This is a genomic window from Henriciella barbarensis (assembly GCF_003576345.1).
Taxonomy (GTDB): domain Bacteria; phylum Pseudomonadota; class Alphaproteobacteria; order Caulobacterales; family Hyphomonadaceae; genus Henriciella; species Henriciella barbarensis.
Genome location: NZ_QWGB01000005.1, coordinates 814258 through 834202, shown reverse-complemented (window position 1 = coordinate 834202; position 19945 = coordinate 814258). Strand labels below are relative to the sequence as shown.

Genomic DNA, 19945 nt, shown 5'->3' with positions numbered 1-19945 from the left:
GCTTTCGTTGTGCAATACAGTGAGCTGATTGCCGGGCTGCAACGCGGTCAGGCAGGGCGCATCGAAGCGACCATTTCTGAAGACTGGATGCAGGGCCGCACGACCTATGGCGGGCTGACAGCGGCACTTTGTCTTGAATCAGCCTTGGAGCTGGTGCCCGACATGCCGGTGCGCTCAGCGCAGGTTGCCTTTGTCGGCCCGGTCGGCGGAAAAGTTGTGATCTCGCCGACCATCCTTCGGCGTGGTAAATCTTCTGCGTTCGTCAATGCCGACCTCGTCAGCGAAGACGGCGTGATGGCGCGCTGTATCTTTACCTTCGGTGCCAAACGCCCGTCGCAGATCAATCAGACGTCAATCGAGCCGCCTGAAGTCGACGGCCCGGACGCCTACCAATCGTTTTTTGGTTCAGGCCGGCGCCCGCATTTTGCGCATAATTTCAATGTTCGACTAGCCAAGGGCCAGCCTCCGGTCAGCGGGGCAGAGCGCGGCGATATCTGCCTTTGGCTGAGGCATAAGGATGAGGGCGCGCTGTATAATGCAACGACGCTGCTTTCGCTCGCCGATGCGCCGCCGCCAGCGGCCATGTCCATGATGGTTGAGCCGGGTCCGATCAGCTCCATGACATGGATGGCGGAATTCCTGTCCGACGAGATAACGACCACAGATGGCTGGTTTCTCGTCCACCACGAGGCGCAGGCCACGAGCGACGGCTATTCCAGCCAGGCAATGCGGCTGTGGAATGCAGATGGCGAACCGCTGATGATCGGTCGCCAGACGATTGCGGTGTTCGCCTGATTGAGACGTTCGCGATGCTAGGGAAACCAGGCGCTGCTTCAAACGTCTAGTCAGAATGGCGCAGTCCGAAACACAGCTTTACCTCATTTACCTGCGCGGTTCCCGTGAAGCGTTGAACTCTCGCGAGTTCGCGGGTCTGCGCCAGCTTGATGAGGGGCTTTACCTGCTTCGGTCGGGCGCGAGCCGCTCCAAGGTGTATCATGCCATAAAACATGCCGCCTTGCCCGACGGCCTGCTCGTTGCGCCTCTGGAAGACGCACCGAAATTCATGGGAATGCAGGACGGCGCCCTGAAATGGCTGCGCGCGAACAGCTAGCTGCCGGGCGTTACGATCGCCGTGACCTTCGTGTAGGTCCGGCCGTCCGGCGTCTGCGCTTCTGAAGGGCCCGAGAACTCAATCGCTGTACCTTGACCCGACACAAGTCGGCGTCCGCCCTGTGCAGAAGCTTCCGCGTCACGAAAACCGCTCGCCTTGGCAGCGTTGATCGCAACGTCGAGTGTTGTGTCCGCAGGCAGTCCGACGGCCACGACCTCGCAACGATCATAAGGGTCGAGCTGCATCTGGACGAGACCTTCTGCGAGCTGCCAGACGGGAAGCGTGTCGCTCGACACGACCGGGATCTTGTTGTCATCGATCATCCGGATACGGGTGGCGCCCTTGACCTCGAAATCCGCAAAGCCCTGTTTGCCTTCAATGGCGGGCGCGCAATGTGAGGTCACCGCATCTGCAAAGGCCTTGAAGCCCGCGCTTTCATCAATGTAGGCGCTGTCCTTGTAGAAGGCGCGCTCCTCCTGCGAAACGCAGGCGCTGGCGAGTAGGGCAGTGCCTGCGATGAGCGCGAAGTGTCTGGCATTCATTTTTTTTCTCTCCCCGAGTATCGGGAGAGCATGACACAGGATGTCCAGATACACAAAGACCGCCCTTTTTAGGGCGGCCTGGGTAAAGTCGTATGGCAGGCGGCCGCGTTGCTAGTTGACGACGGCTGATTTGAGATCGCTGAGATAGTCGACCTGTGCCTTCAGTGTTGCGGCGTGCGGGCCTTCCTTACCTTCAGCGGCAAGCTTGTTCTTGGCGTCTTCAAGCTCTGCGTCGACTTTTGCGGTATCGACGGTTGAGAGATCCACGGCTTCTTCTGCCAGAATGGTGAGGCCGGCCGGCGTCACATCTGCAAAGCCGCCGCGCACGAACAGGCGCATTTTGGTCGTGTCATTCTCAAGAACGCGGACGACGCCATTCTTCAGCGTGGTCATGAAAGGCGCGTGATTGACGAGAACGCCGAACTCACCCTCCGTACCGGGTGCGATCACGTGATCGACCTCACCGGAGAAAAGCTCCTTGGCGGGCGAGACGAGTGAGAAGTGAAGTTTGCTGGCCATCGAACGAGATTTCCAAGTTTCTTTGCTGTGGTCTCCAATACTGATTAGGGCGCTAATGTCTACCGGGACCTGCTGTCGCAAGGCCAAACAGGCTGAAATTGCAGCACATTGGACGGCTGATTAGACGTGTGGAAACAGTTTCGAGGGAAGAATGAAATGGCTGAGCTGGTGACGGTAAAAATTGAGGGGCGTACCGCGATTGTCAGTTTTGACACGGGCGGCCGCGCCAACGCGCTTTCCCAGCGCCTGATGCGTGAGCTTACGGCTGCAGCGCTTCGTTTCCATGACGCGCCGGAGATATCCACGGTCATCCTGACGGGCCGTACGGACGTGTTCACGATGGGGGCCGACCTGAAAGATCCTGAAAGGCAGGACCCAGCAGGAATACCCCTAAGCCAGCGCCGAATCATTCAGCGTGCAGGACCCCGCCTTTGCGAGGCATGGGAAAAGATCGATGCGCTGACCATTTGCGCGATTGAGGGCTGGTGCATCGGCGGTGGCATGGCGCTTATGGTGTCGCTCGACCTGCGCGTGGCCTCTGAGGCGGCCCGGTTCTACGTTCCGGAGGTGGAGCGCGGCATGAATATGAGCTGGGGCTCAATCCCCCGCTTCGTCGCCCTTGTCGGACCGGCGCGCGCCAAGCGGCTTGCAGCGCTTTGTGAGAAAGTGGGCGCACAGACGGCTGAAAGCTGGGGCCTCATTGATTATCTGGCACCGCCTGAAAGCGCCCTGAAACGGGCGAAGGCATTGGCGGACGATACGGGCAGGCTGCCACCGACCGCGCTCAAGATGGTCAAGCAGGATGTGAATGTCGCCGCGCACGCACTGTCTCGCGCCACTGGCCACCGCGATCTGGAAAGTTTCCTGCTGATGCAGGAGTCAGACGACTTTCGCGAAGGTGTGGCGTCGTTTCTGGAAGGACGCGAACCGAGATTTACGGGGGACTAAAGGAAAAGGCACCCCTGAAACGAAAACAGCCGCATCGTTTCCGACGCGGCTGTTGATCTAATTGGGTTGAGGGAACGCCTTACGCGTCTGCCATCATCTTTTCGGCTTTCTTCATGGCCTGGTCCATGCCGCCGACCATGTAGAAGGCTTGCTCTGGCAGGTGGTCATAGTCGCCAGCGATGAGGCCTTTGAAGCCCTTGATCGTGTCTTCAAGCTTGACCTGCTCACCCGGCGAACCGGTGAAGACTTCAGCAACGTCGAACGGCTGCGACAGGAAGCGCTCGACCTTACGGGCGCGTGCCACGACGAGTTTGTCTTCTTCAGACAGCTCGTCCATGCCGAGGATGGCGATGATGTCCTGGAGTTCCTTGTAGCGCTGCAGGATTTCCTGAACGCCGCGAGCAACATTGTAGTGCTCTTCGCCAACGACCATCGGGTCGAGAATACGGGACGTGGAGTCGAGCGGGTCAACAGCCGGGTAGATGCCTTTTTCCGAGATCGCGCGGTTCAGAACCGTAGTCGCGTCAAGGTGGGCGAAGGAGGTGGCTGGTGCAGGGTCGGTGAGGTCGTCAGCCGGGACGTAGATGGCCTGGACCGAGGTGATCGAACCCTTGTTGGTGGAGGTAATACGCTCCTGCAGGGCGCCCATGTCGGTGGCCAGCGTTGGCTGGTAACCCACAGCGGACGGGATACGGCCGAGAAGTGCGGACACCTCGGAGCCTGCCTGCGTGAAGCGGAAGATATTGTCGACGAAGAACAGGACGTCCTTGCCTTCCTGGTCGCGGAAGTACTCAGCCTGTGCGAGGCCGGTCAGTGCGACGCGGGCACGGGCGCCCGGAGGCTCGTTCATCTGGCCGTAGACCAGGGTCACGCGGCTGTCGCCTTCGAGGTTGATCACGTTGGATTCGATCATCTCGTAATAGAGATCGTTACCTTCACGCGTACGCTCGCCGACGCCTGCGAACACCGAATAGCCGCCGAACAGCTTTGCGATGTTGTTGATCAGTTCCTGAATGAGAACCGTCTTGCCCACGCCTGCACCGCCGAAGAGGCCGATCTTGCCGCCTTTTGCGTATGGGCAGAGCAGGTCGATGACCTTGATACCGGTAACGAGGATCTCAGCCTCGGTGGACTGGTCGACGAATTCAGGGGCCGGTGCGTGGATCGGGGCGCGGGTCTTGGTCTCGACCGGGCCGCGCTCATCGATCGGCTCGCCGATGACGTTCATGATACGGCCAAGCGTTTCCGGGCCAACCGGCACCCGGATCGGTTCGCCAAGGTCTTTCACCGGATGACCGCGAACGAGGCCTTCGGTGGAGTCCATGGCAATGGTGCGGACCGTGTTCTCGCCGAGGTGCTGAGCAACCTCAAGAACGAGGCGGTTGCCGTTATTGTCGGTTTCCAGAGCGTTCAGGATGTCTGGAAGGTGGCCGTCGAACTCAACGTCGACGACAGCGCCGATAACCTGTGAAATCTTACCTGTTGCGGCGGATGCAGAGCTGCTCATGGAAGGCGTCTCCTTGGGAGCGGATGTCGTTTTGGTCTTTGTGGAAGCTGGCTTTTTGGGTGCCGCCGGCTTAGAGGCAGTATCCTTTTTGGCTGCCGCGGCAATGGCCGGGGCAACATCGGACACCTTGATACCGCGGCGCTCGCTTGCCTGGGCAGGCTTGCAGACGCCGCAATCGCGGGTGTCCTTCTGGCCAAGCGCCTGAGCGGCTGTCTCGGCTTCGGCGTAGGTCTTGAAAGGCCCGTGCCACTTGTCGTCGTCATTGGTCTGGTCGCCGCCGACACCCTGGCCGTGATTACAGTATCGGCAATCGGCCGCGTGCACGCGTGCGCGCTTGTTTGAAAAGTGTTCGTAGACCCAGAAATTCATCGTCTCGTCCCCTTAAAGGGCCTCCGCACCGGAGATGATCTCGATCAGCTCCTTGGTGATCTGGGCCTGACGCGCCCGGTTATATTCCATCGAGAGGTCGTCGATCATCTCACCGGCATTGCGGGTTGCATTGTCCATAGCGGTCATGCGTGCCGCCTGCTCACCTGCGCCGCTTTCCAGCATTGCGGAGATGATCTGCGTATTGATGTAGCGCGGCAGGAGCGTCTCGAGGATCTCTTCCTGCGATGGCTCATAAATATAGGTCGCGCCCTTGAGGTCGATCGTCTCGGCATCGTCCGGGGCCTGCGCAGGAATGAGCTGCTGGGAGACGGGCACCTGGCTGAGCACGTTCTTGAACTGGCTGTAGACGAGGGTCGCGACGTCAAATTCACCGGACTCGAAGCGGCCGGTGATCTCCTTGCCAAGACCGATGCCGGCCTCGGAATAGTCGTTCCCCTTGACGTCAGAGAGGTCGAGGTGGCCGACGAAGAGCTCGCTATACTCGCGCTTCAGCTGCTCACGGCCCTTCTTGCCGACCGTGAGGATCTTCACGGTCTTGCCTGCGCCGGCGAGCTCAGCGATCAGGCGGCGGGCTTCCTTCACCACATAGGTGTTGAAACCGCCGGCCAGACCGCGCTCGGATGTCAGGACGACGACCAGATGGGTCTGGTCGCTGCCTGTGCCGGACAGAAGTTTCGGGCCACTGGAGCCTTCGCCCATGGAGCCTGCAAGGTTTGCCACGACGCTGGCCATACGCTGGGCGTATGGGCGCGAGGCGGCCGCAGCATCCTGGGCACGCTTCAGCTTGGCCGCTGCAACCATCTGCATGGCCTTGGTGATCTTCCGCGTGGATTTCACGCTGTTGATCCGGTTTTTCAGATCCTTGAGGCTGGGCATTGCTCAGCTCCTGATAGCGTGGCGTCTTAGGCGAACGACTTGGTGAAGTCTTCAAGGGTCGATTTGATCTCGGCTTCGATCTCGTCGGTCAGCGCCTTGTCCTTGCGGATTTTGGCGAGGAGGTCCTTCTTCGCACCGCGCAGGTGGGCAAGAAGCTCCTTCTCGAAGCGCGTCACGTCACGGACGGGCACCTGGTCGAGATAGCCGCGTGTACCGGCATAGATCACGACGACTTGCTCTTCCATCTGCAGCGGCGAAAATTGCGGCTGCTTGAGGAGCTCGGTCAGGCGCTCACCACGGCCGAGAAGGCGCTGGGTTGCAGCGTCGAGGTCGGAGCCGAACTTCGCGAAGGCGGCCATCTCGCGGTACTGGGCGAGCTCACCCTTCATCGAGCCGGCAACTTTCTTCATCGCCTTGGTCTGCGCAGCAGAACCCACACGCGACACCGAGAGGCCAACGTTCACAGCCGGACGGATACCGGAGTTGAAGAGGTCGGTCTCAAGGAAGATCTGACCATCGGTAATGGAGATGACGTTCGTCGGGATGTAGGCCGACACGTCGTTCGCCTGGGTCTCAATGATCGGCAGGGCGGTCAGCGAACCGGAACCGTAGTCCTCGTTCAGCTTGGCTGCGCGCTCGAGCAGGCGGGAGTGGAGGTAAAAGACGTCGCCCGGATAGGCTTCGCGGCCCGGTGGGCGGCGAAGAAGCAGGGACATCTGACGGTATGCAACTGCCTGCTTGGACAGGTCATCATAGATGATGAGGGCGTGCATGCCATTGTCGCGGAACCACTCGCCGATCGTGCAGCCGGTGAACGGTGCAAGATACTGGAGCGGTGCAGGCTCGGACGCCGTTGCGGTCACGATGACGGTATAGTCGAGGGCGCCGCGCTCTTCGAGCGTCTTGACGACCTGGGCAACCGTGGAGCGCTTCTGGCCGATGGCGACATAGACACAGAACAGCTTCTCGCTGTCGTCTTTCGCAGCATCATTGGTCTGCTTCTGGTTCAGGATGGTGTCGATACAGATCGCGGTCTTGCCGGTCTGACGGTCACCAATGATCAGCTCGCGCTGACCGCGGCCAACCGGGATCATCGCGTCAATGGCTTTGAGGCCGGTCATCATCGGCTCGTGAACCGATTTGCGAGGAAGAATGCCAGGAGCTTTCACGTCGACGCGGTTACGGTCTGCGACGTCCGCGATCGGGCCTTTGCCGTCGATCGGCTCACCCAGCGGGTTCACGACGCGGCCGAGGAGACCCTTGCCGACAGGAGCAGCAACAATCTCGTTCAGGCGCTTGACGTTGTCGCCTTCCTTGATGCCGCGGTCGTCGCCGAAGATCACGACGCCGACATTGTCAGCTTCGAGGTTGAGGGCCATGCCCTTCACGCCGCCGTCGAATTCGACGGTTTCGCCGGCTTGTACGTTATCGAGTCCATAGACGCGGGCGATACCGTCACCGACGGACAGAACCTGTCCAACGTCGGAGACCTCAGCCTCGACACCAAAGTTTTCGATCTGGGATTTCAGGATGCCTGAAATTTCTGCAGCGCTGATGTCCATCGAGCCTCTAAGCTCCCTTCATGGCGGTGTTCATACGTTCAAGTTTCGAGGCGACGCTCGCATCGACAAGAGTGGAGCCGACACGCAGCTGGATGCCGCCGATAAGGGCTGGAACCACTTCTGTCTCAAGTTCGACGTCGCTGCCTACAGCCTTTGCCAGTATGGCTTCAAGCTTCTGGCGCTGTTCTGCGGTCATTTCTTCCGCGGTCCGGGCGACAGCCCGCTTCACGCCACGATGCTTTGCATAAAGCTGATCGAAATGGCTGGCAGCGCCGGTAATGTCGCTGGACCGGCCATTCGTCGCCATCGTGGCAAGGAAATTCGACACGAGCGTGGAAAGCTTTGCAGCACTGGCCAGCGCCTGAAGCGCCTTGGCCTTGTCCTCGCGCGCGAAGGCGGGTGATTCAAGAAGACGGCGAAGGTCTTCACTGTCTGCGGCCATCGCGGTGAGGCTCTTCAGGTCGGAATCGACCGTTGCGAGCTCGCCCTTATCCTTGGCGAGATCGAACAGAGCACTCGCATAGCGGCGCGCAGTTTCATTAGCATGGGAGGCGGAAGATGCGGCCAAGACCTTGGATTCCGTCTGTTGGCGGGCGGATGCCCGGAAGTGAAACATAAGGGTTCGGGCCGACGAGCGATGCCCCGACCCAATACTTGTGAGGGCGCTTAGCACTTCGTTTCGGCACTGACAACGTGGCTGTAGCGGTTGAATTGCGACCGATTGGCACGCGGGCTGCCTACAGGAAGGAATAGGGATTGATGTGACCTAGCGGGAAGCCTCTGCGCGCTGCTTGATTATATGCAGTACGTTTGACTGAATATCGCCCAGAATCAGCTCGCCCCAGAGTGATGCGTAAAAGTTGACGGGTGTTTTGGCAGTGTAAGTGGTTTCCAATGTGAGCCGGACGCGATTCCCCGTCAGAGGCTCCAAGTGGTACCCGCCGGTCTCGACCCTGAGATGCTCGCTATCGGGCGAAATGTGCCTGTCGGTGTAGCGCGAGACCGAGTCATTGGGGAATGCAAAACGCCAGCGCATTTCAGAGCCTGTGTTCAATTCAATGCGTTCCTCGAATGAAACATCATTCTGCCAGCGCGCCAGTCGGACTTGATCGATCACGACGGCAGAAACCGGACGGGGTACGCCCAGAAGATTCTGGGAAATATTCCAGCGACCTTCATCGACAGAAATGTTGCGCATCTCCGACAAAAGGGGCCGGACGGCGTCAGCCGACGCGTTGACGGTGACGGACCGGCTTATGACATACGTCTGAGCGCTGGGCTGAAGATGCAATTCTGCGCCGAGCATGACGTAAGGCAGCATAAGAAAGACCGCGCCGTTGGCGCGTGGTCGGTCTGGAAAGCGGCGAAGCGAAACGCCCATGGTATAGGTGCCTAGCCAGACGCCAAAGGCCCAAAACGGGGCAGCCATAAGAATACATATGATGGCTTCCCGCAGTATGCTCGCCCCCGCAAAAAGGACGACCATCGCTACTGAAAGAGAGGCCCAACCAAAATCGGCGCCAGTCGTAACGCCAAATATCTTGAACAATAACCGACCAACCGCGCCAATGCAGAAGGGGAGCCCAAGCAACAGGCTCAAACTGACCAGCATGGGGTTGTATTCACCTGAAGCCGCGATGATCCACGGCACAAAAGCGAGAGCCAGCCCGAGAAGCATCGCGAACACCGCGCTCGCCCTGATCAACCGCGTCGACGTGGGGAGAGCCGAATCTTGTTTCTGCTCGTCTATCACTGAAACGCCTCCAACAATTTCTGATAGAATGAAACCATGGGCGCGGCCAGCCAATTGGAGTGGCTGCGACAATCTTCTCAGGAGGCTTCTAGTAAGGCGTAGGGATCAGGCGGCGCGCGTAAAGCCCCACCCCGACCCTTCCCGCGAGCGGGGAGGGGGCGATGATTTCATTGGGCTATCTATCGGTCACATCTTCGCATGCGGTCATCCCGCTTCCCCCCTGGGGAGGGTCGGCGTGGGGGCATTCTCTACAGGAAGGAATACGGATCGATATCTGCTGAGATTCTCACAGGGTTTGGGAGCTTCAGGCTCTTTAACCATGCCGCCATGTACGCCGACAGATCGACGTCGCGCGGGCTGGTGATGAGGAACCGGATGCGGTGGCGTCCACGAAGCAGGGAGATCGGGGCGGGCGCCGGGCCATACACTGTGACGCCCTCTCCATTGGGGGCAGCTGCGCCGGCCAGTCGGCCTGCTTCTTCGATAAGTTGCGGCGTAGGTGCCGACAGGACGAGCGCGGCCATACGTCCGAAAGGCGGAAGCATCAGCTCTGCGCGAACATCGCGCTCAATCTGCAGGAAGCCGTCGCGGTCACCCGCCGCCAGCGCAATCATGGCGGGGTTCTCTGGTCCATAGGTCTGGATGAGAGCGCGGCCGGGGCGTTCGGCGCGGCCCGCCCGGCCCGCGACCTGGCTCAGCAGCTGATAGGTGCGCTCACCTGCACGAAGGTCGCCGCCTTTCATGCCGCTGTCGGCATCGACGACGCCGACAAGCGTAAGGTTCGGGAAATTGTGACCTTTTGCGACGATCTGCGTGCCGATCAGCACGTCAATTTCGCCGCCAGCCATCCGGTCGACAATGCCGCGCGTCTCTTCGCCAGAGCGCGCGGTATCGGAGGAGAATATCTCCACCCGCGCCTGTGGCAGAAGTATGCGGGCTTCTTCGGCCACACGCTCTACGCCCGGGCCAACGCCCATCAACGAATCCTTTGCCCCGCACATCGGGCAGGCTTCCGGCTTTGGCATCGACCAGCCTGTCAGGTGGCAGACGAGACGATTGGTATAGCGGTGCTCGGTCAGCCAGCTTTCTGTGCCGGGGCTTTTGAGGCGCTCGCCGCAGGCCTTGCAGATGACGAGCGGGGCGTAGCCGCGCCGGTTGAGGAAAAGAAGGCTTTGCTCGCCCGCCTCAAACGTTGAGACAAGCGCGTTTGAGAGCGTCGGTGAGAGCCAGTTTCCCTTTTCTGGCGGGTCGAGGCGTAGATCGACAAGCTCAATATCCGGCAGGCGAGCCGCGCCGGGGCGGGCCGAGAGCCTGAGGCGCCTGTAGCGGCCAGCTTCGGCATTCACCATTGTTTCCAGTGCGGGTGTGGCGGAAGCCAGAACGATGGCCGCGTCTTCGAGCTTGGCTCGCATCACGGCCATGTCGCGGGCATGATAGGTGACGCCGTCTTCCTGCTTGAAGGATGTGTCGTGTTCCTCGTCCACAATGATGAGTTTGAGATTGCGGAAAGGTAGGAAGAGGGCAGAGCGCGCGCCGATCACGATGCGGGCGCGGCCATGCGCCGTCTCGCGCCAGGTGCGGCGGCGTTCTGCGTCGGAAAGGCCTGAATGCCAGGGCGCGGGTGGGGCGCCAAAGCGATCCTCGAAGCGGGCAAGCACGGCCTGCGTCAAAGCGATTTCCGGCAGGAGGACGAGCACCTGTGCATCCCCCGCCTTTTGCAGGGCTTCGGCGATGGCTTCGAAATAGACCTCCGTCTTGCCAGAACCGGTGATGCCATCGAGCAGGAAAGGCTGGAAACCGCCCTTTGCGATGGCGCGGCGCAGCTCATTGCTCGCGGTCTTCTGCTCCGCCGTCAGGTGCTCGCCGCCCTCAAAGCGCGTCGGTTGAGGATAAGGCAAATCTGTCGGGGTCTCGCGGGCCTCCAGCGCGCCGATTTCGACAAGGCCTTTTACGACGCCGGGGGAAACGCCTGCCTGCCGGGCAAGCTCTGCGGCGCTGGTTGGTCCGGCCTCTCGCGCGGCATCAAGCACTTTGACCCGCGCTTCGGTCATGCGGTTGGAGCGGTGGCCCGTCGGCTCATACACGGTTGCAGTGGGCGATGGTTTCAGTCCGCCGCGCGCCCGCAGCACCATGGCGAGCACGTGGCCGGGACGGGCCACATTATAGCGGGCAGAAAAACTCACGAATTTACGCATCGGCTCTGGCATGGCCGGGACGGGATAGACATCGAGAACAGGCTTGAGGTCGCGTGTGTCGTCCTCGGCGCGGGTCTTCACCGCCCAGACGACGCCCGTGCGCTCGATCTTGCCGAGCGGTGCACGCACATAGCTGCCAGGTTCGACATCCATGCCATCGGGAACGGCATAGTCGAACGGCTCCGGCAGAGGCAGCGGAAAGAGGATGCTGGCGATCTTCATCGCCGCCAGCTTTAGACTTACCGCCTTCGTGCGTCACCCGCGGGTTTCAGGACGGAATGGGCAGTTTGAATTGCTTGCGGTAAGGTAAGCGAATGGATGTGGTGTACATCAGAGATGATCTCATTGCGGGCTGGCGGGCCGCCTGCGAATTCGTGGCTGCAGAGAAAGTCTATCTCGGGAGAGTGGCACTGCCGCCCTTTGATCCTGAACGAAATCTGCCGAAGCGGATGATCGCTGAGGATTTGCCGATGTATTGTCTGGTCGATGCAGGCAAGGTTGTCGGCTGGGCCGATATCGTTCCTGTTGATATTCCTGAGTGCGCCCATCGCGGAATTCTTGGTATTGGTCTTCTGCCGGAGGCGCGTGGCAAAGGGAGCGGAAAGAGGCTGCTAGAAGCTGTGTGCCACCATGCGCAGCGCGTGGGTATCGAAAAGGTCGAGCTGACGGTTTATTCCAGCAATCGGGCTGCGATCGCGCTTTTCGAGCGGTATGGCTTCAGGCGGATCGGAATCATCCAGGATTACCGGCGCCTTGATGGCGTGACTTATGACGGGCTGATGATGGAAAAGTCTCTGACCTGAACCGTATCGGTTCAGTACAATCGAACGCCTGTCATCGAGCCCGGGCTCTGTAGACACATGTGAGCCTCTCAACACCTCCTTAACCACGGGGGCGGAGACTTAGGTCTCCATGGAAATCCTCTCCGCCTTTCTCGATCATCTCTCCCGTGAACGGCGCCTCGCAGACAATACGGTTGAGGCGTATGGCCACGACCTTCGAAGCTTTTTTGGCTTTCTGGACGACCATCTGGGCGAGCCAGTTGCGATCAAGGCGTTCAGGCACCTTCATGCGAGCGACATTCGCGCCTTCCTCGCCAAACGCCGACGTGAAGGGCTGTCGGATACGTCGGTTGCGCGGGTCCTGTCGGCCATCAAGACATTCTTTCACTGGCTGGACGACGATCATGGCATCGAGAACCCGGAGATCGCCTTCCTGAAGGGGCCAAAGCGCCAGTCACGCCTGCCGCGGCCGGTCTCTGTCGCAGCAGCGCGAGATATGATCGAAACGGTCGAGGCGACGGCAGAAGTGCCATGGGTGGCCGCACGCGACGCGGCCGTGCTGACGCTGCTTTACGGCGCGGGGCTTCGTATTTCAGAAGCGCTGGGCCTGAATGGGGATATCGTGCCTGTCCCCGAAAGGCTACGAATTGTGGGCAAGGGCGGCAAGATCCGGCTTGTGCCGCTGATTCCGGCAGTGCGCCGCGCGATCGATGAATATGCGCGGCTTTGCCCATATCGGCTGACCAGCGATACGCCTCTTTTCTATGGTGTTCGTGGTAAGCGGCTGCAGCCCGCCATCGTGCAGCGCGGCGTTCAGGTTCTGCGCGGCGCGCTCGGCCTGCCTGAGACAGCAACGCCGCATGCCCTCCGCCACGCCTTTGCGACGCACCTTCTTTCAGCGGGCGCGGATCTGCGCGCGATCCAGACGCTGCTTGGCCATTCCAGCCTCTCAACGACGCAGGTCTATACCGGTGTCGATTCTGAGCGTTTGCGCGCCGTGCACGCGGGCGCGCACCCGCGTGGCTGAAACCATCTGGCCGCACGGCGGTTATAAAAAGCATGCCCACGTCAAACGAGCTGGCAGAAGACCGGACCGATCTTGCGCAAGATCGGACCGATTGGGCTGAAGACCGCACAATCCTCGCCAATGAACGCACCTTTGCGGGTTGGATGCGGACCGGCCTTGCGTCTGCGGGTGTCGGGCTCGGTTTTCAGGCGATCTTTGGCAAGTTTGAGCCCACATGGCTGGCCAAGATAGGCGCGACGATCTTCATTCTGATTGGCGTTGTCATCTTCTACATTGCTTACATCAAGGCTTGCGACCTGCAGCGCCGTATGGATTCGCATGCCGCAGAACCAATGAGCCACAGCAATTTCAGGCTGATCTCCATGCTTTTTATCGCAGGGTCGCTGATGCTGAACGTCATACTCTGGCTTCTGTAATGCCTATTTCTTCATGAAGGCGCCGATGCGCGCCTGCATGTCGGGGCCGACACCTTCATTCTCCAGGATTTCCCATTGCAGCCCGGCATCCATCTTGTCGGCGTCGGTCGCCTCAAGCAGGCGCTTGTTGGCCGCATGGCTGAAGGGCGAGTTGGCGAGGATCTGACGGGCGAAGACTTCCAGGTCCGCCTCGAATGTTTCATCGGCGAAGATGGCTTCACAGAGGCCCATACGCATGGCTTCGTCGGCCTTTACCGTCTCTGCGGTGAACATGAGGCGTTTGGCGGTCGCGATACCGACGCGGCGCGGCAGGCGCTGGCTCATGCCCCAGATTGGGGTGAGTGCCCATTTGGCGTGTGTGTCCGCAAATTTGGCAGACTGGGCCGCGAGGATGAAGTCTGCGGCAAGCGCCACTTCCAGCGCGCCGGTATAGCAGTGGCCATGAACGCCTGCGATGACCGGCTTTGGCAGTTTTTCCATCAGGCGGAGGGTTTCCGAATGCCAGCCGCGCGAAGGGACCGCTTCGCCTTCGGCAATGTCACCGAGGTCGTGGCCCGCAGAGAAGCATTTGCCCGCGCCTTTCAGGATGATGCAGCCGACGCTCTCATCATTGTAGAGGTCGCTGACATGGGCGCGCAGTTCCCTGAACATGTCGACGGTCAGCGCATTCAGCTTGTCCGGCCGATTCAGCGTCAGCCAGCACAGCCCATTGTCATCCTTGCGCGTGACGAGGTCGCCCATATCCGTTTCTCCCGATCTGTTGTTTCAGGAGAGCCTAGAACGGGTGGTGCGTGCTTGGAATGCTGACGCGTGGTCAGGCCTTTGCGGTCAGTCGGGCTTCTGCATGCCGAACCGATTGGCGAAGATGCTGTCCAGCCAGCGTTTTGGAATATGGGTCGGGATGGTCCAGTTAGTGAACTTGTTCGGAACGGGCGCATAGCGCGCCTTGGGGCTCGAATCGATAAGCGCGGTCTCAATGACTTCAGCGATCCGTTCAGGTGGGAGGCCTTCGCGCCCACCTTTGAGCATCGCGTCGGAAAATTTGGAGATCGGCTCTGCCCAGGCCGAATTGGCGTAGGGCTGGTTCTCGTTCTTGTCCTCAGCCTTGTCCCAGATGGGCGTCTTCACAGAGCCCGGACCGATTGCAATGGCATCGATGCCATAGATGATCAGTTCGCGCCGGAAGCTGTCGGTCATGCTTTCGACGGCATGCTTGGTTGCGGTGTAGGCGCCCAGGAATGGCGCCGCGATGCGCCCGCCAAGTGAGGTGATGTTGACGATCCGGCCGGGTTCCCCGCTGCGGTTACGGTCTGTGCCGAGCAGGGGCAAGAAGCCTTGCGTGGCGTTCAGTGTACCGAAGACGTTCACCTCGAAGTGGGCCTTGAACTCGTCGGCAGGCTGCAGCGCGAGCGGGCCCATATTGGCAATGCCTGCATTATTGACGAGGCCAGCGAGCTTTGCCCCGCCCAGCGCCTCTGAAACTTTCACAACCGCCGCCTCGACATCTTCTGATTTCGTGACATCCAGCATGAGGGGTTCGATAGCTGGATTGGCCCTGGCCAGAGCGTCGGCGTCTTCCTGCTTGCGCACGCCGGCAAAGACTTTCCAGCCTTGCGCAGCGAGGTGTTCGGCGGCGGTGCGGCCAATTCCGGTCGAGGCGCCTGTGATGACGACGGTCTTCATTCCTGTGCTCCATCAGAAGGCCAGGGTCTGGCCTGCTATTGCTGTTCAGGAGTCCAGATAAGCCGGAACCGTTCAAAGACGATGGGCTCGTTTTCTGAAAAGAAGCTGCCTTCGCGGGCGCATTCGCGGTGAAAGTAGGCGAGGTGCGCCGATTGCCAGTAAGCGAGAGAGCGGTCGCCTTCGCCTTCGACATAGGCAAATTCCTCTGTTGCAGAAGAAAACGGCGCGATATCGACCCGCGTGGTTTCTATCACGCAGGCGGGCCGGCCCGCGCCATCGAGGATGAGCGAAAGATCGCCGGGCGCTGGCGGGCGCATCGCCAGAGACTTGTAGAGATCGAGACGCCCGGCGGTGGCCTGTTTTGTCCCGGACAGCACCAGCGCCAGCAGCTCGTCGGCAAGGTCAGGACCGTCCCCGAAGGCAAAGATGTCATAGGGCTGGCGGGCGTCTGCCGTGTCAGCCTGAAAGCGGTCCCATGCCGCCTGCTGGTCAGGCGTCATCCTTGCCGCCCTGGATGACGCGGAAGGCGGGCCGCTTTGGCGCGGCCTCCGGAGCGGCCTCGCGCTCTGGCTTTTTTGATTGCGCCGCTGGTTTGGCAGGCGCCTTCTTCGAGCTCCGCTTGGGGCGCGGTGCGCCAAGTTCGCTGCCACGGATGACGCTGAACGGCGTTGGTGCGGGCTTTGTCTCAGGCGACGGCGCGGTTTCTTCGACAATGTCGTCGTCGAGCTGGCGCACGCGCGGGATGAAGTCCTGCTTCTTTTTCCAGCCGAGCGGCTTGCGCGTCTTGAAGCCTGTGTCCTTGCCGCGCGCCTTCTTGTCGATTTCCTTCAGCTTGCGGGTCTGAAGCGCCGACATCGGCTCTTCGAGATTGCCTTTTTCAGGATCGGCAAAGGCAGAGCCAAAGGTCTCGATGCGCTGCTCGACTTCTTCGAGGAATTCGCGCTCCCAATCGGAAAGGGGCGGACCCTCGCCGCGTTCGGCGAGCTCTGCCGCCTTGCGCAGTTTGCGCAGCGCCTTGCGCTTCTTTCTCTCGTCGATTTCGCGTGACATCAGTAGCTGAGACATTAGGTCGGTTCAGGTGAAACGCCAAGATCAGGGCGATGGCACATGCAGGTGATTGAAACAGAATGCTGTATCGCTGGTGGTGGGCCCGCTGGCATCATGCTGGGCTATCTGCTGGCGCGGCAGGGCGTAGACGTCGTCGTGGTCGAGAAGCACAAGGACTTCCTGCGCGACTTTCGCGGCGATACGGTCCACCCGTCCACCATGCAGGTACTCCATGAGCTTGGCCTGCTGGACACCTTCCTGAAGCGCGACTTTCAGAAAACAGAACACATCGGGCTAAATGCGGGCGGGCGCCATTACCGGATGGTCGACTTCAGCCACCTACCGACGGCGGCGAAATTCATCGCCTTTATGCCGCAATGGGACTTCCTCGATTTTCTGGCCAGCGAGGCGCGCAAGCTACCCGGTTTCCAGCTGATGATGGAGACCCGTGCTGAGCGACTGATGGGCCGGGATGGGCAGGTGACGGGCATCTGCGCCAAAAAGGGCGACGAAGACTTCAAGATCCGCGCTAAACTGACAGTTGCATGTGATGGTCGCGATTCCACACTGCGCGAGGCCGGGCGCCTGAAGCAGGTTCAGCAGGGTGTGCCCTTCGATGTGCTGTGGTTCCGGCTGCCGCGCAATGTGCGCGATGCCTCCTCTGAATCGCTGGGTCACCTCGCCAGGGGTGGCTTTCTGGTCTCGATCAATCGCGGCAGCTACTGGCAGGCCGCCCTGGTCATCGAGAAGGATGGCTTCGACGGAATTCAGCAAGATGGGCTTGCTGCGTTCAGGGACAGGGTCTCGACAATCGCGCCTGAACTCGCTGAGGAAGCGCAGAGCATCGAGAGCTTTGATGACGTCAAACTGCTTCGTGTCGAGGTGAACCGGCTGCGCAAATGGTGGCGCGACGGGCTTCTGGCCATTGGAGACGCGGCCCATGCCATGTCGCCTGTTGGCGGTGTCGGCATCAATCTCGCCCTTCAGGACGCTGTGGCGGCGGCGCGAATTATCGGCCCGGCGCTCAAGAAGGGCAGCCTGTCGAATGATATTCTTGAAAAGGTGCAGAAGCGGCGTGAATGGCCTGCTGAGATTACGCAGGCAGTGCAGGTGTTCGCGCATGAACGCGTTATCATGCCGACCATTCGCGGCAAGTCATCTGGCGACGCGCCATTCATCGTCCGGCTGCTGGACAAGGTGCCAATTCTGAGACGCCTGCCCGCACGCGCTGTCGGGATGGGGCCGCGCCCTGAGCACTGGCCGAAAGAGCTCGACCAGGCGGGTCGCTAGACCTCTCCGAGCGCGATCAGATAGGTTTCGAGAACCGCTTCCTGCTCTTCACGCTCCTGACGGTCCTGCTTGCGCACGCGTACCACCTGGCGAAGCGCCTTCGTGTCATAGCCCATGGCCTTTGCCTCGGCGTAGACATCCTTGATCTGATCAGCGACTTCTTTTTTCTCTTCTTCGAGGCGCTCTATACGCTCGACCGTCAGGCGCAGTTTTTCGCGCGCTGCGTCTGTCAGCTTTCCGTCGTCCATGACCTGCTCCGGCACATTGAGGTTAATTTGAAGGCGGACTTCTAAAGACTGTGGAAGCCGATGGCGACCCTTCGTTGCAGGCAATTTTGGCGCGGCTCTCACCTTTTCCACACGCATTTGTGAGTGGTCGGCGCGGTGTTCGGGGCCATATCGCATGGATGAAACACGTCTTTGCAAATATGTCGCGACGCCGCCTGCTGTTGAGCAGTGTAGCGGGTGGCCTCCTTGCCGCGTGCACCAATGCGCGCAGCACTGCCGAAAGCCAGAGCGCTGCCGAAGCGCAATATGCCGATACGGACTGGCGCAACCTCACCGAAGCGGAATGGCGCGAGCGTCTGCCGCGCGATGCATTCAACGTGCTGCGCAAGGAAGACACCGAGCGCGCCGGGTCGTCACCTCTGGATGATGAGAAGCGTGACGGCACCTTCCACTGCGAGGGCTGTGACCTGCCGCTATTCAAATCGGAATGGAAATATGACAGCGGCACCGGCTGGCCGAGCTTCTGGAGCTATATCGAGGGCAGCCTCGGCTTCAAGGAAGACAACAAGCTCTTCTTTACGCGCACCGAATACCACTGCGCGCGCTGCCTCGGTCATCAGGGCCATGTCTTCGAGGATGGGCCGCAGCCAACAGGGCTTCGTTACTGCAACAATGGCGTCGCACTGACGTTCAAGCCAGCAGGCGCCTGATATCCGCAAGTCTCCGGGAATTTAGCCTTTCAGCGGTGTGCTGGTCCTGCTAGGCGGACGCCATGGAAAAGCATGACAGTTTCAGGTCCTGGTGGACCAGTGTTCCGTCTCGTGAAAAACCGGGACTGAAGATGCTTGGCATCGTCTTCGTGGTCGTGATGGCGGTCTCGGCACTGGCCGCGATGGCCACGCAACTATTGCTGGCGCGCTAGCCACCGAACGTGGTGCCGTCGCCCTCTTCATCGGTCAGCATCGTGTTCGGATTGTGCGGATCCTTGTGCTCGTAGCCACGCTGGTCGGGGCTGACGAAAAGGTCCATCTGGCGCGGGTCGGCCTGCTTGCTCTTGCGTGAGCGTTTGCTGCGCGCATTCCGGAAATAGAGGTCATCCGTATGATCGATTTCCGTCGCCTGCTTCTTCGGTTTCGGCGATGAGGGGGGGGCGGGTTCTGGTTTCGCTGGTTTGGGGGCCGACGCGGCTGCCTCGCCGGTGGGCGCATGTTTCAGCTTCCAGTAGGTCACTGCCAGAACGGGTTTGCCATCGGCATCCTCATAGATCTGGATAAAACCCTTTGCCTCGCCGGACTCTGCTTCCTTGATCAGCGCCTGAACGTCTGCAGCCTCCGGTTTCAGCCACTCGGTTTCCAGCGACAGGATCGGCGTGTCGCCCGCAAGGCTTTCGGCTTCATAGCGCGTGCGTGCAGCAATTCCGCCCGCCTTCAGGGCGTCGTCGGCAGAGATGGCGAGGGGATAGGCAAGGCTCATGGGGTGTCAGCTAGGCATTCTGCGTGCGGGCGTCCAGCCTCGCTTGCCACCTATTTGGCCGCTTCGGGGGTGAAAGGCTGGTGGACATATTGTGTGGCCCGGACGGCCGCAAGCCGAGCAAAGCGCAGCGTCATCGCCTTGCGCCGCGCTGCGGCCAGAGGCGTCGTATCTGGCTCTCGCAGCACTGCGCCTCCAAATCCGTCGGCAACTATAAGGCCGGTTTCCGCCGGGATCAGATCCTTCGGAAAGCCATGGCTGACTGCAAAATAGAAGCGGTCGCAATAGGGACGGTAGTCTGGCCACTTCCCGTCTGCGCGGAAGTCAGCGACGGAGCTCTTGATCTCGACAATGACGATTTCGCCTTTCGGACCGATCGCGGCGACATCGGCGCGCCTGCCATTCGCAAGCGTCATTTCCGTCACGCCGGCCAGGTTCATCGCCCCGAAAAGGCGAAGCACACCGCGGCAGATATCGCGCGCGCATGGATTATGTGGGTCATAGGCCATTGACGCCCCCACCTTGAAGTTCATGATCTGTTCCAAGCCTCTCAAAGCAGGCGCAGATCGTCAAGCGGGGAAGCGCGGTCCTGTTGGGTGC

The 19945-nt window shown here is 60.5% G+C and carries 24 protein-coding genes; 9 read left to right on the top strand and 15 right to left on the bottom strand.

All coding sequences use genetic code 11. The features are described from left to right. The first annotated feature begins 9 nt into the window (after positions 1–9). Positions 10–795: a thioesterase family protein gene (locus tag D1224_RS07025; RefSeq protein ID WP_119379182.1), complete on the top strand. Its 786-nt coding sequence runs from the start codon at positions 10–12 to the stop codon at positions 793–795. Between the two features lie 55 nt (positions 796–850). Next, positions 851–1111: a hypothetical protein gene (locus D1224_RS07020; protein ID WP_119379181.1), complete on the top strand. Its 261-nt coding sequence runs from the start codon at positions 851–853 to the stop codon at positions 1109–1111. Here the strand turns inward: D1224_RS07020 and D1224_RS07015 are convergent. Both D1224_RS07015 and D1224_RS07010 read right to left on the bottom strand, forming a co-directional pair. After that, a complete protein-coding gene (locus D1224_RS07015) occupies positions 1108–1653 on the bottom strand; it encodes a hypothetical protein (protein WP_119379180.1) in 546 nt (181 codons plus the stop codon). The two genes, D1224_RS07020 and D1224_RS07015, sit on opposite strands and share 4 nt — an antisense overlap. A gap of 111 nt (positions 1654–1764) precedes the next feature. Further along, positions 1765–2172, bottom strand: coding sequence for a F0F1 ATP synthase subunit epsilon (locus D1224_RS07010; RefSeq protein ID WP_119379179.1), 408 nt, complete (start codon positions 2170–2172; stop codon positions 1765–1767). Positions 2173–2328: 156 nt separating this feature from the next. Between D1224_RS07010 and D1224_RS07005 the strand changes: the two genes are divergently transcribed. Next, on the top strand, positions 2329–3120 hold the full coding sequence (locus D1224_RS07005; protein ID WP_119379178.1) for an enoyl-CoA hydratase/isomerase family protein: 792 nt from the start codon (positions 2329–2331) through the stop codon (positions 3118–3120). 79 nt (positions 3121–3199) lie between these two features. On the opposite strand, the gene atpD is transcribed toward D1224_RS07005, so the two are convergent. The 6 genes from atpD to D1224_RS06975 all read right to left on the bottom strand — a co-directional run bounded on the left by atpD (position 3200) and on the right by D1224_RS06975 (position 11625). Then, entirely contained in the window at positions 3200–4627 is a 1428-nt protein-coding gene (gene atpD / locus D1224_RS07000; protein ID WP_119379925.1) for a F0F1 ATP synthase subunit beta, read from the bottom strand. A 381-nt stretch (positions 4628–5008) separates the two neighbouring features. Next, positions 5009–5893 (bottom strand): F0F1 ATP synthase subunit gamma, encoded by an 885-nt coding sequence (locus D1224_RS06995; RefSeq protein ID WP_119379177.1) that lies wholly within the window; start codon positions 5891–5893, stop codon positions 5009–5011. Positions 5894–5919: 26 nt separating this feature from the next. Next, positions 5920–7455: a F0F1 ATP synthase subunit alpha gene (atpA, locus tag D1224_RS06990; RefSeq protein ID WP_119379176.1), complete on the bottom strand. Its 1536-nt coding sequence runs from the start codon at positions 7453–7455 to the stop codon at positions 5920–5922. Positions 7456–7462: 7 nt separating this feature from the next. After that, entirely contained in the window at positions 7463–8023 is a 561-nt protein-coding gene (gene atpH, locus D1224_RS06985; RefSeq protein ID WP_119379175.1) for an ATP synthase F1 subunit delta, read from the bottom strand. Positions 8024–8221: 198 nt separating this feature from the next. Next, entirely contained in the window at positions 8222–9262 is a 1041-nt protein-coding gene (locus D1224_RS06980; protein WP_119379174.1) for a hypothetical protein, read from the bottom strand. Positions 9263–9456: 194 nt separating this feature from the next. Beyond that, on the bottom strand, positions 9457–11625 hold the full coding sequence (locus tag D1224_RS06975; RefSeq protein ID WP_119379173.1) for a primosomal protein N': 2169 nt from the start codon (positions 11623–11625) through the stop codon (positions 9457–9459). A gap of 101 nt (positions 11626–11726) precedes the next feature. Here D1224_RS06975 and D1224_RS06970 point away from each other — a divergent pair, with 101 nt between their 5' ends. From D1224_RS06970 to D1224_RS06960, 3 genes are all read left to right on the top strand, one after another. Next, on the top strand, positions 11727–12206 hold the full coding sequence (locus D1224_RS06970; RefSeq protein WP_182482201.1) for a GNAT family N-acetyltransferase: 480 nt from the start codon (positions 11727–11729) through the stop codon (positions 12204–12206). Positions 12207–12315: 109 nt separating this feature from the next. Continuing rightward, the gene (locus D1224_RS06965; RefSeq protein ID WP_119379171.1) at positions 12316–13212 is read left to right on the top strand and encodes a tyrosine recombinase XerC; all 897 of its coding nucleotides are present in this window, start codon (positions 12316–12318) and stop codon (positions 13210–13212) included. Between the two features lie 32 nt (positions 13213–13244). Beyond that, positions 13245–13628, top strand: coding sequence for a YidH family protein (locus tag D1224_RS06960; protein ID WP_119379170.1), 384 nt, complete (start codon positions 13245–13247; stop codon positions 13626–13628). A 3-nt stretch (positions 13629–13631) separates the two neighbouring features. Here D1224_RS06960 and D1224_RS06955 read toward each other — a convergent pair whose 3' ends face one another. The 4 genes from D1224_RS06955 to D1224_RS16470 all read right to left on the bottom strand — a co-directional run bounded on the left by D1224_RS06955 (position 13632) and on the right by D1224_RS16470 (position 16361). Then, entirely contained in the window at positions 13632–14369 is a 738-nt protein-coding gene (locus D1224_RS06955; protein ID WP_119379169.1) for an enoyl-CoA hydratase/isomerase family protein, read from the bottom strand. A gap of 87 nt (positions 14370–14456) precedes the next feature. Next, positions 14457–15311, bottom strand: a complete 855-nt coding sequence (locus D1224_RS06950; RefSeq protein ID WP_119379168.1) for an SDR family oxidoreductase — start codon at positions 15309–15311, stop codon at positions 14457–14459. 35 nt (positions 15312–15346) lie between these two features. Next, entirely contained in the window at positions 15347–15811 is a 465-nt protein-coding gene (locus D1224_RS06945) for an ASCH domain-containing protein (RefSeq protein WP_119379167.1), read from the bottom strand. Further along, positions 15801–16361, bottom strand: a complete 561-nt coding sequence (locus D1224_RS16470; RefSeq protein WP_182482200.1) for a hypothetical protein — start codon at positions 16359–16361, stop codon at positions 15801–15803. Before D1224_RS16470 ends, D1224_RS06945 begins: the two co-directional genes overlap by 11 nt. Before the next feature lie 57 nt (positions 16362–16418). Between D1224_RS16470 and D1224_RS06935 the strand changes: the two genes are divergently transcribed. Next, the gene (locus tag D1224_RS06935; RefSeq protein WP_119379166.1) at positions 16419–17648 is read left to right on the top strand and encodes an FAD-dependent oxidoreductase; all 1230 of its coding nucleotides are present in this window, start codon (positions 16419–16421) and stop codon (positions 17646–17648) included. Here the strand turns inward: D1224_RS06935 and D1224_RS06930 are convergent. After that, positions 17645–17896 carry a DUF2312 domain-containing protein gene (locus D1224_RS06930; protein ID WP_119379165.1) on the bottom strand — a complete coding sequence of 84 codons (252 nt, stop codon included), beginning with the start codon at positions 17894–17896 and terminating at the stop codon, positions 17645–17647. The genes D1224_RS06935 and D1224_RS06930 overlap by 4 nt on opposite strands. Before the next feature lie 179 nt (positions 17897–18075). Between D1224_RS06930 and msrB the strand changes: the two genes are divergently transcribed. Together msrB and D1224_RS16465 are read left to right on the top strand one after the other, a co-directional pair. Then, positions 18076–18585 carry a peptide-methionine (R)-S-oxide reductase MsrB gene (gene msrB / locus D1224_RS06925; protein WP_119379164.1) on the top strand — a complete coding sequence of 170 codons (510 nt, stop codon included), beginning with the start codon at positions 18076–18078 and terminating at the stop codon, positions 18583–18585. 62 nt (positions 18586–18647) lie between these two features. Then, entirely contained in the window at positions 18648–18797 is a 150-nt protein-coding gene (locus tag D1224_RS16465; RefSeq protein ID WP_182482199.1) for a hypothetical protein, read from the top strand. Here the strand turns inward: D1224_RS16465 and D1224_RS06920 are convergent. Continuing rightward, complete coding sequence (locus tag D1224_RS06920) at positions 18794–19348, bottom strand: hypothetical protein (protein ID WP_119379163.1); 555 nt, start codon at positions 19346–19348, stop codon at positions 18794–18796. The two genes, D1224_RS16465 and D1224_RS06920, sit on opposite strands and share 4 nt — an antisense overlap. Before the next feature lie 50 nt (positions 19349–19398). Beyond that, positions 19399–19854 carry an MmcB family DNA repair protein gene (locus tag D1224_RS06915; RefSeq protein ID WP_119379924.1) on the bottom strand — a complete coding sequence of 152 codons (456 nt, stop codon included), beginning with the start codon at positions 19852–19854 and terminating at the stop codon, positions 19399–19401. Between the last annotated feature and the right edge of the window lie 91 nt (positions 19855–19945).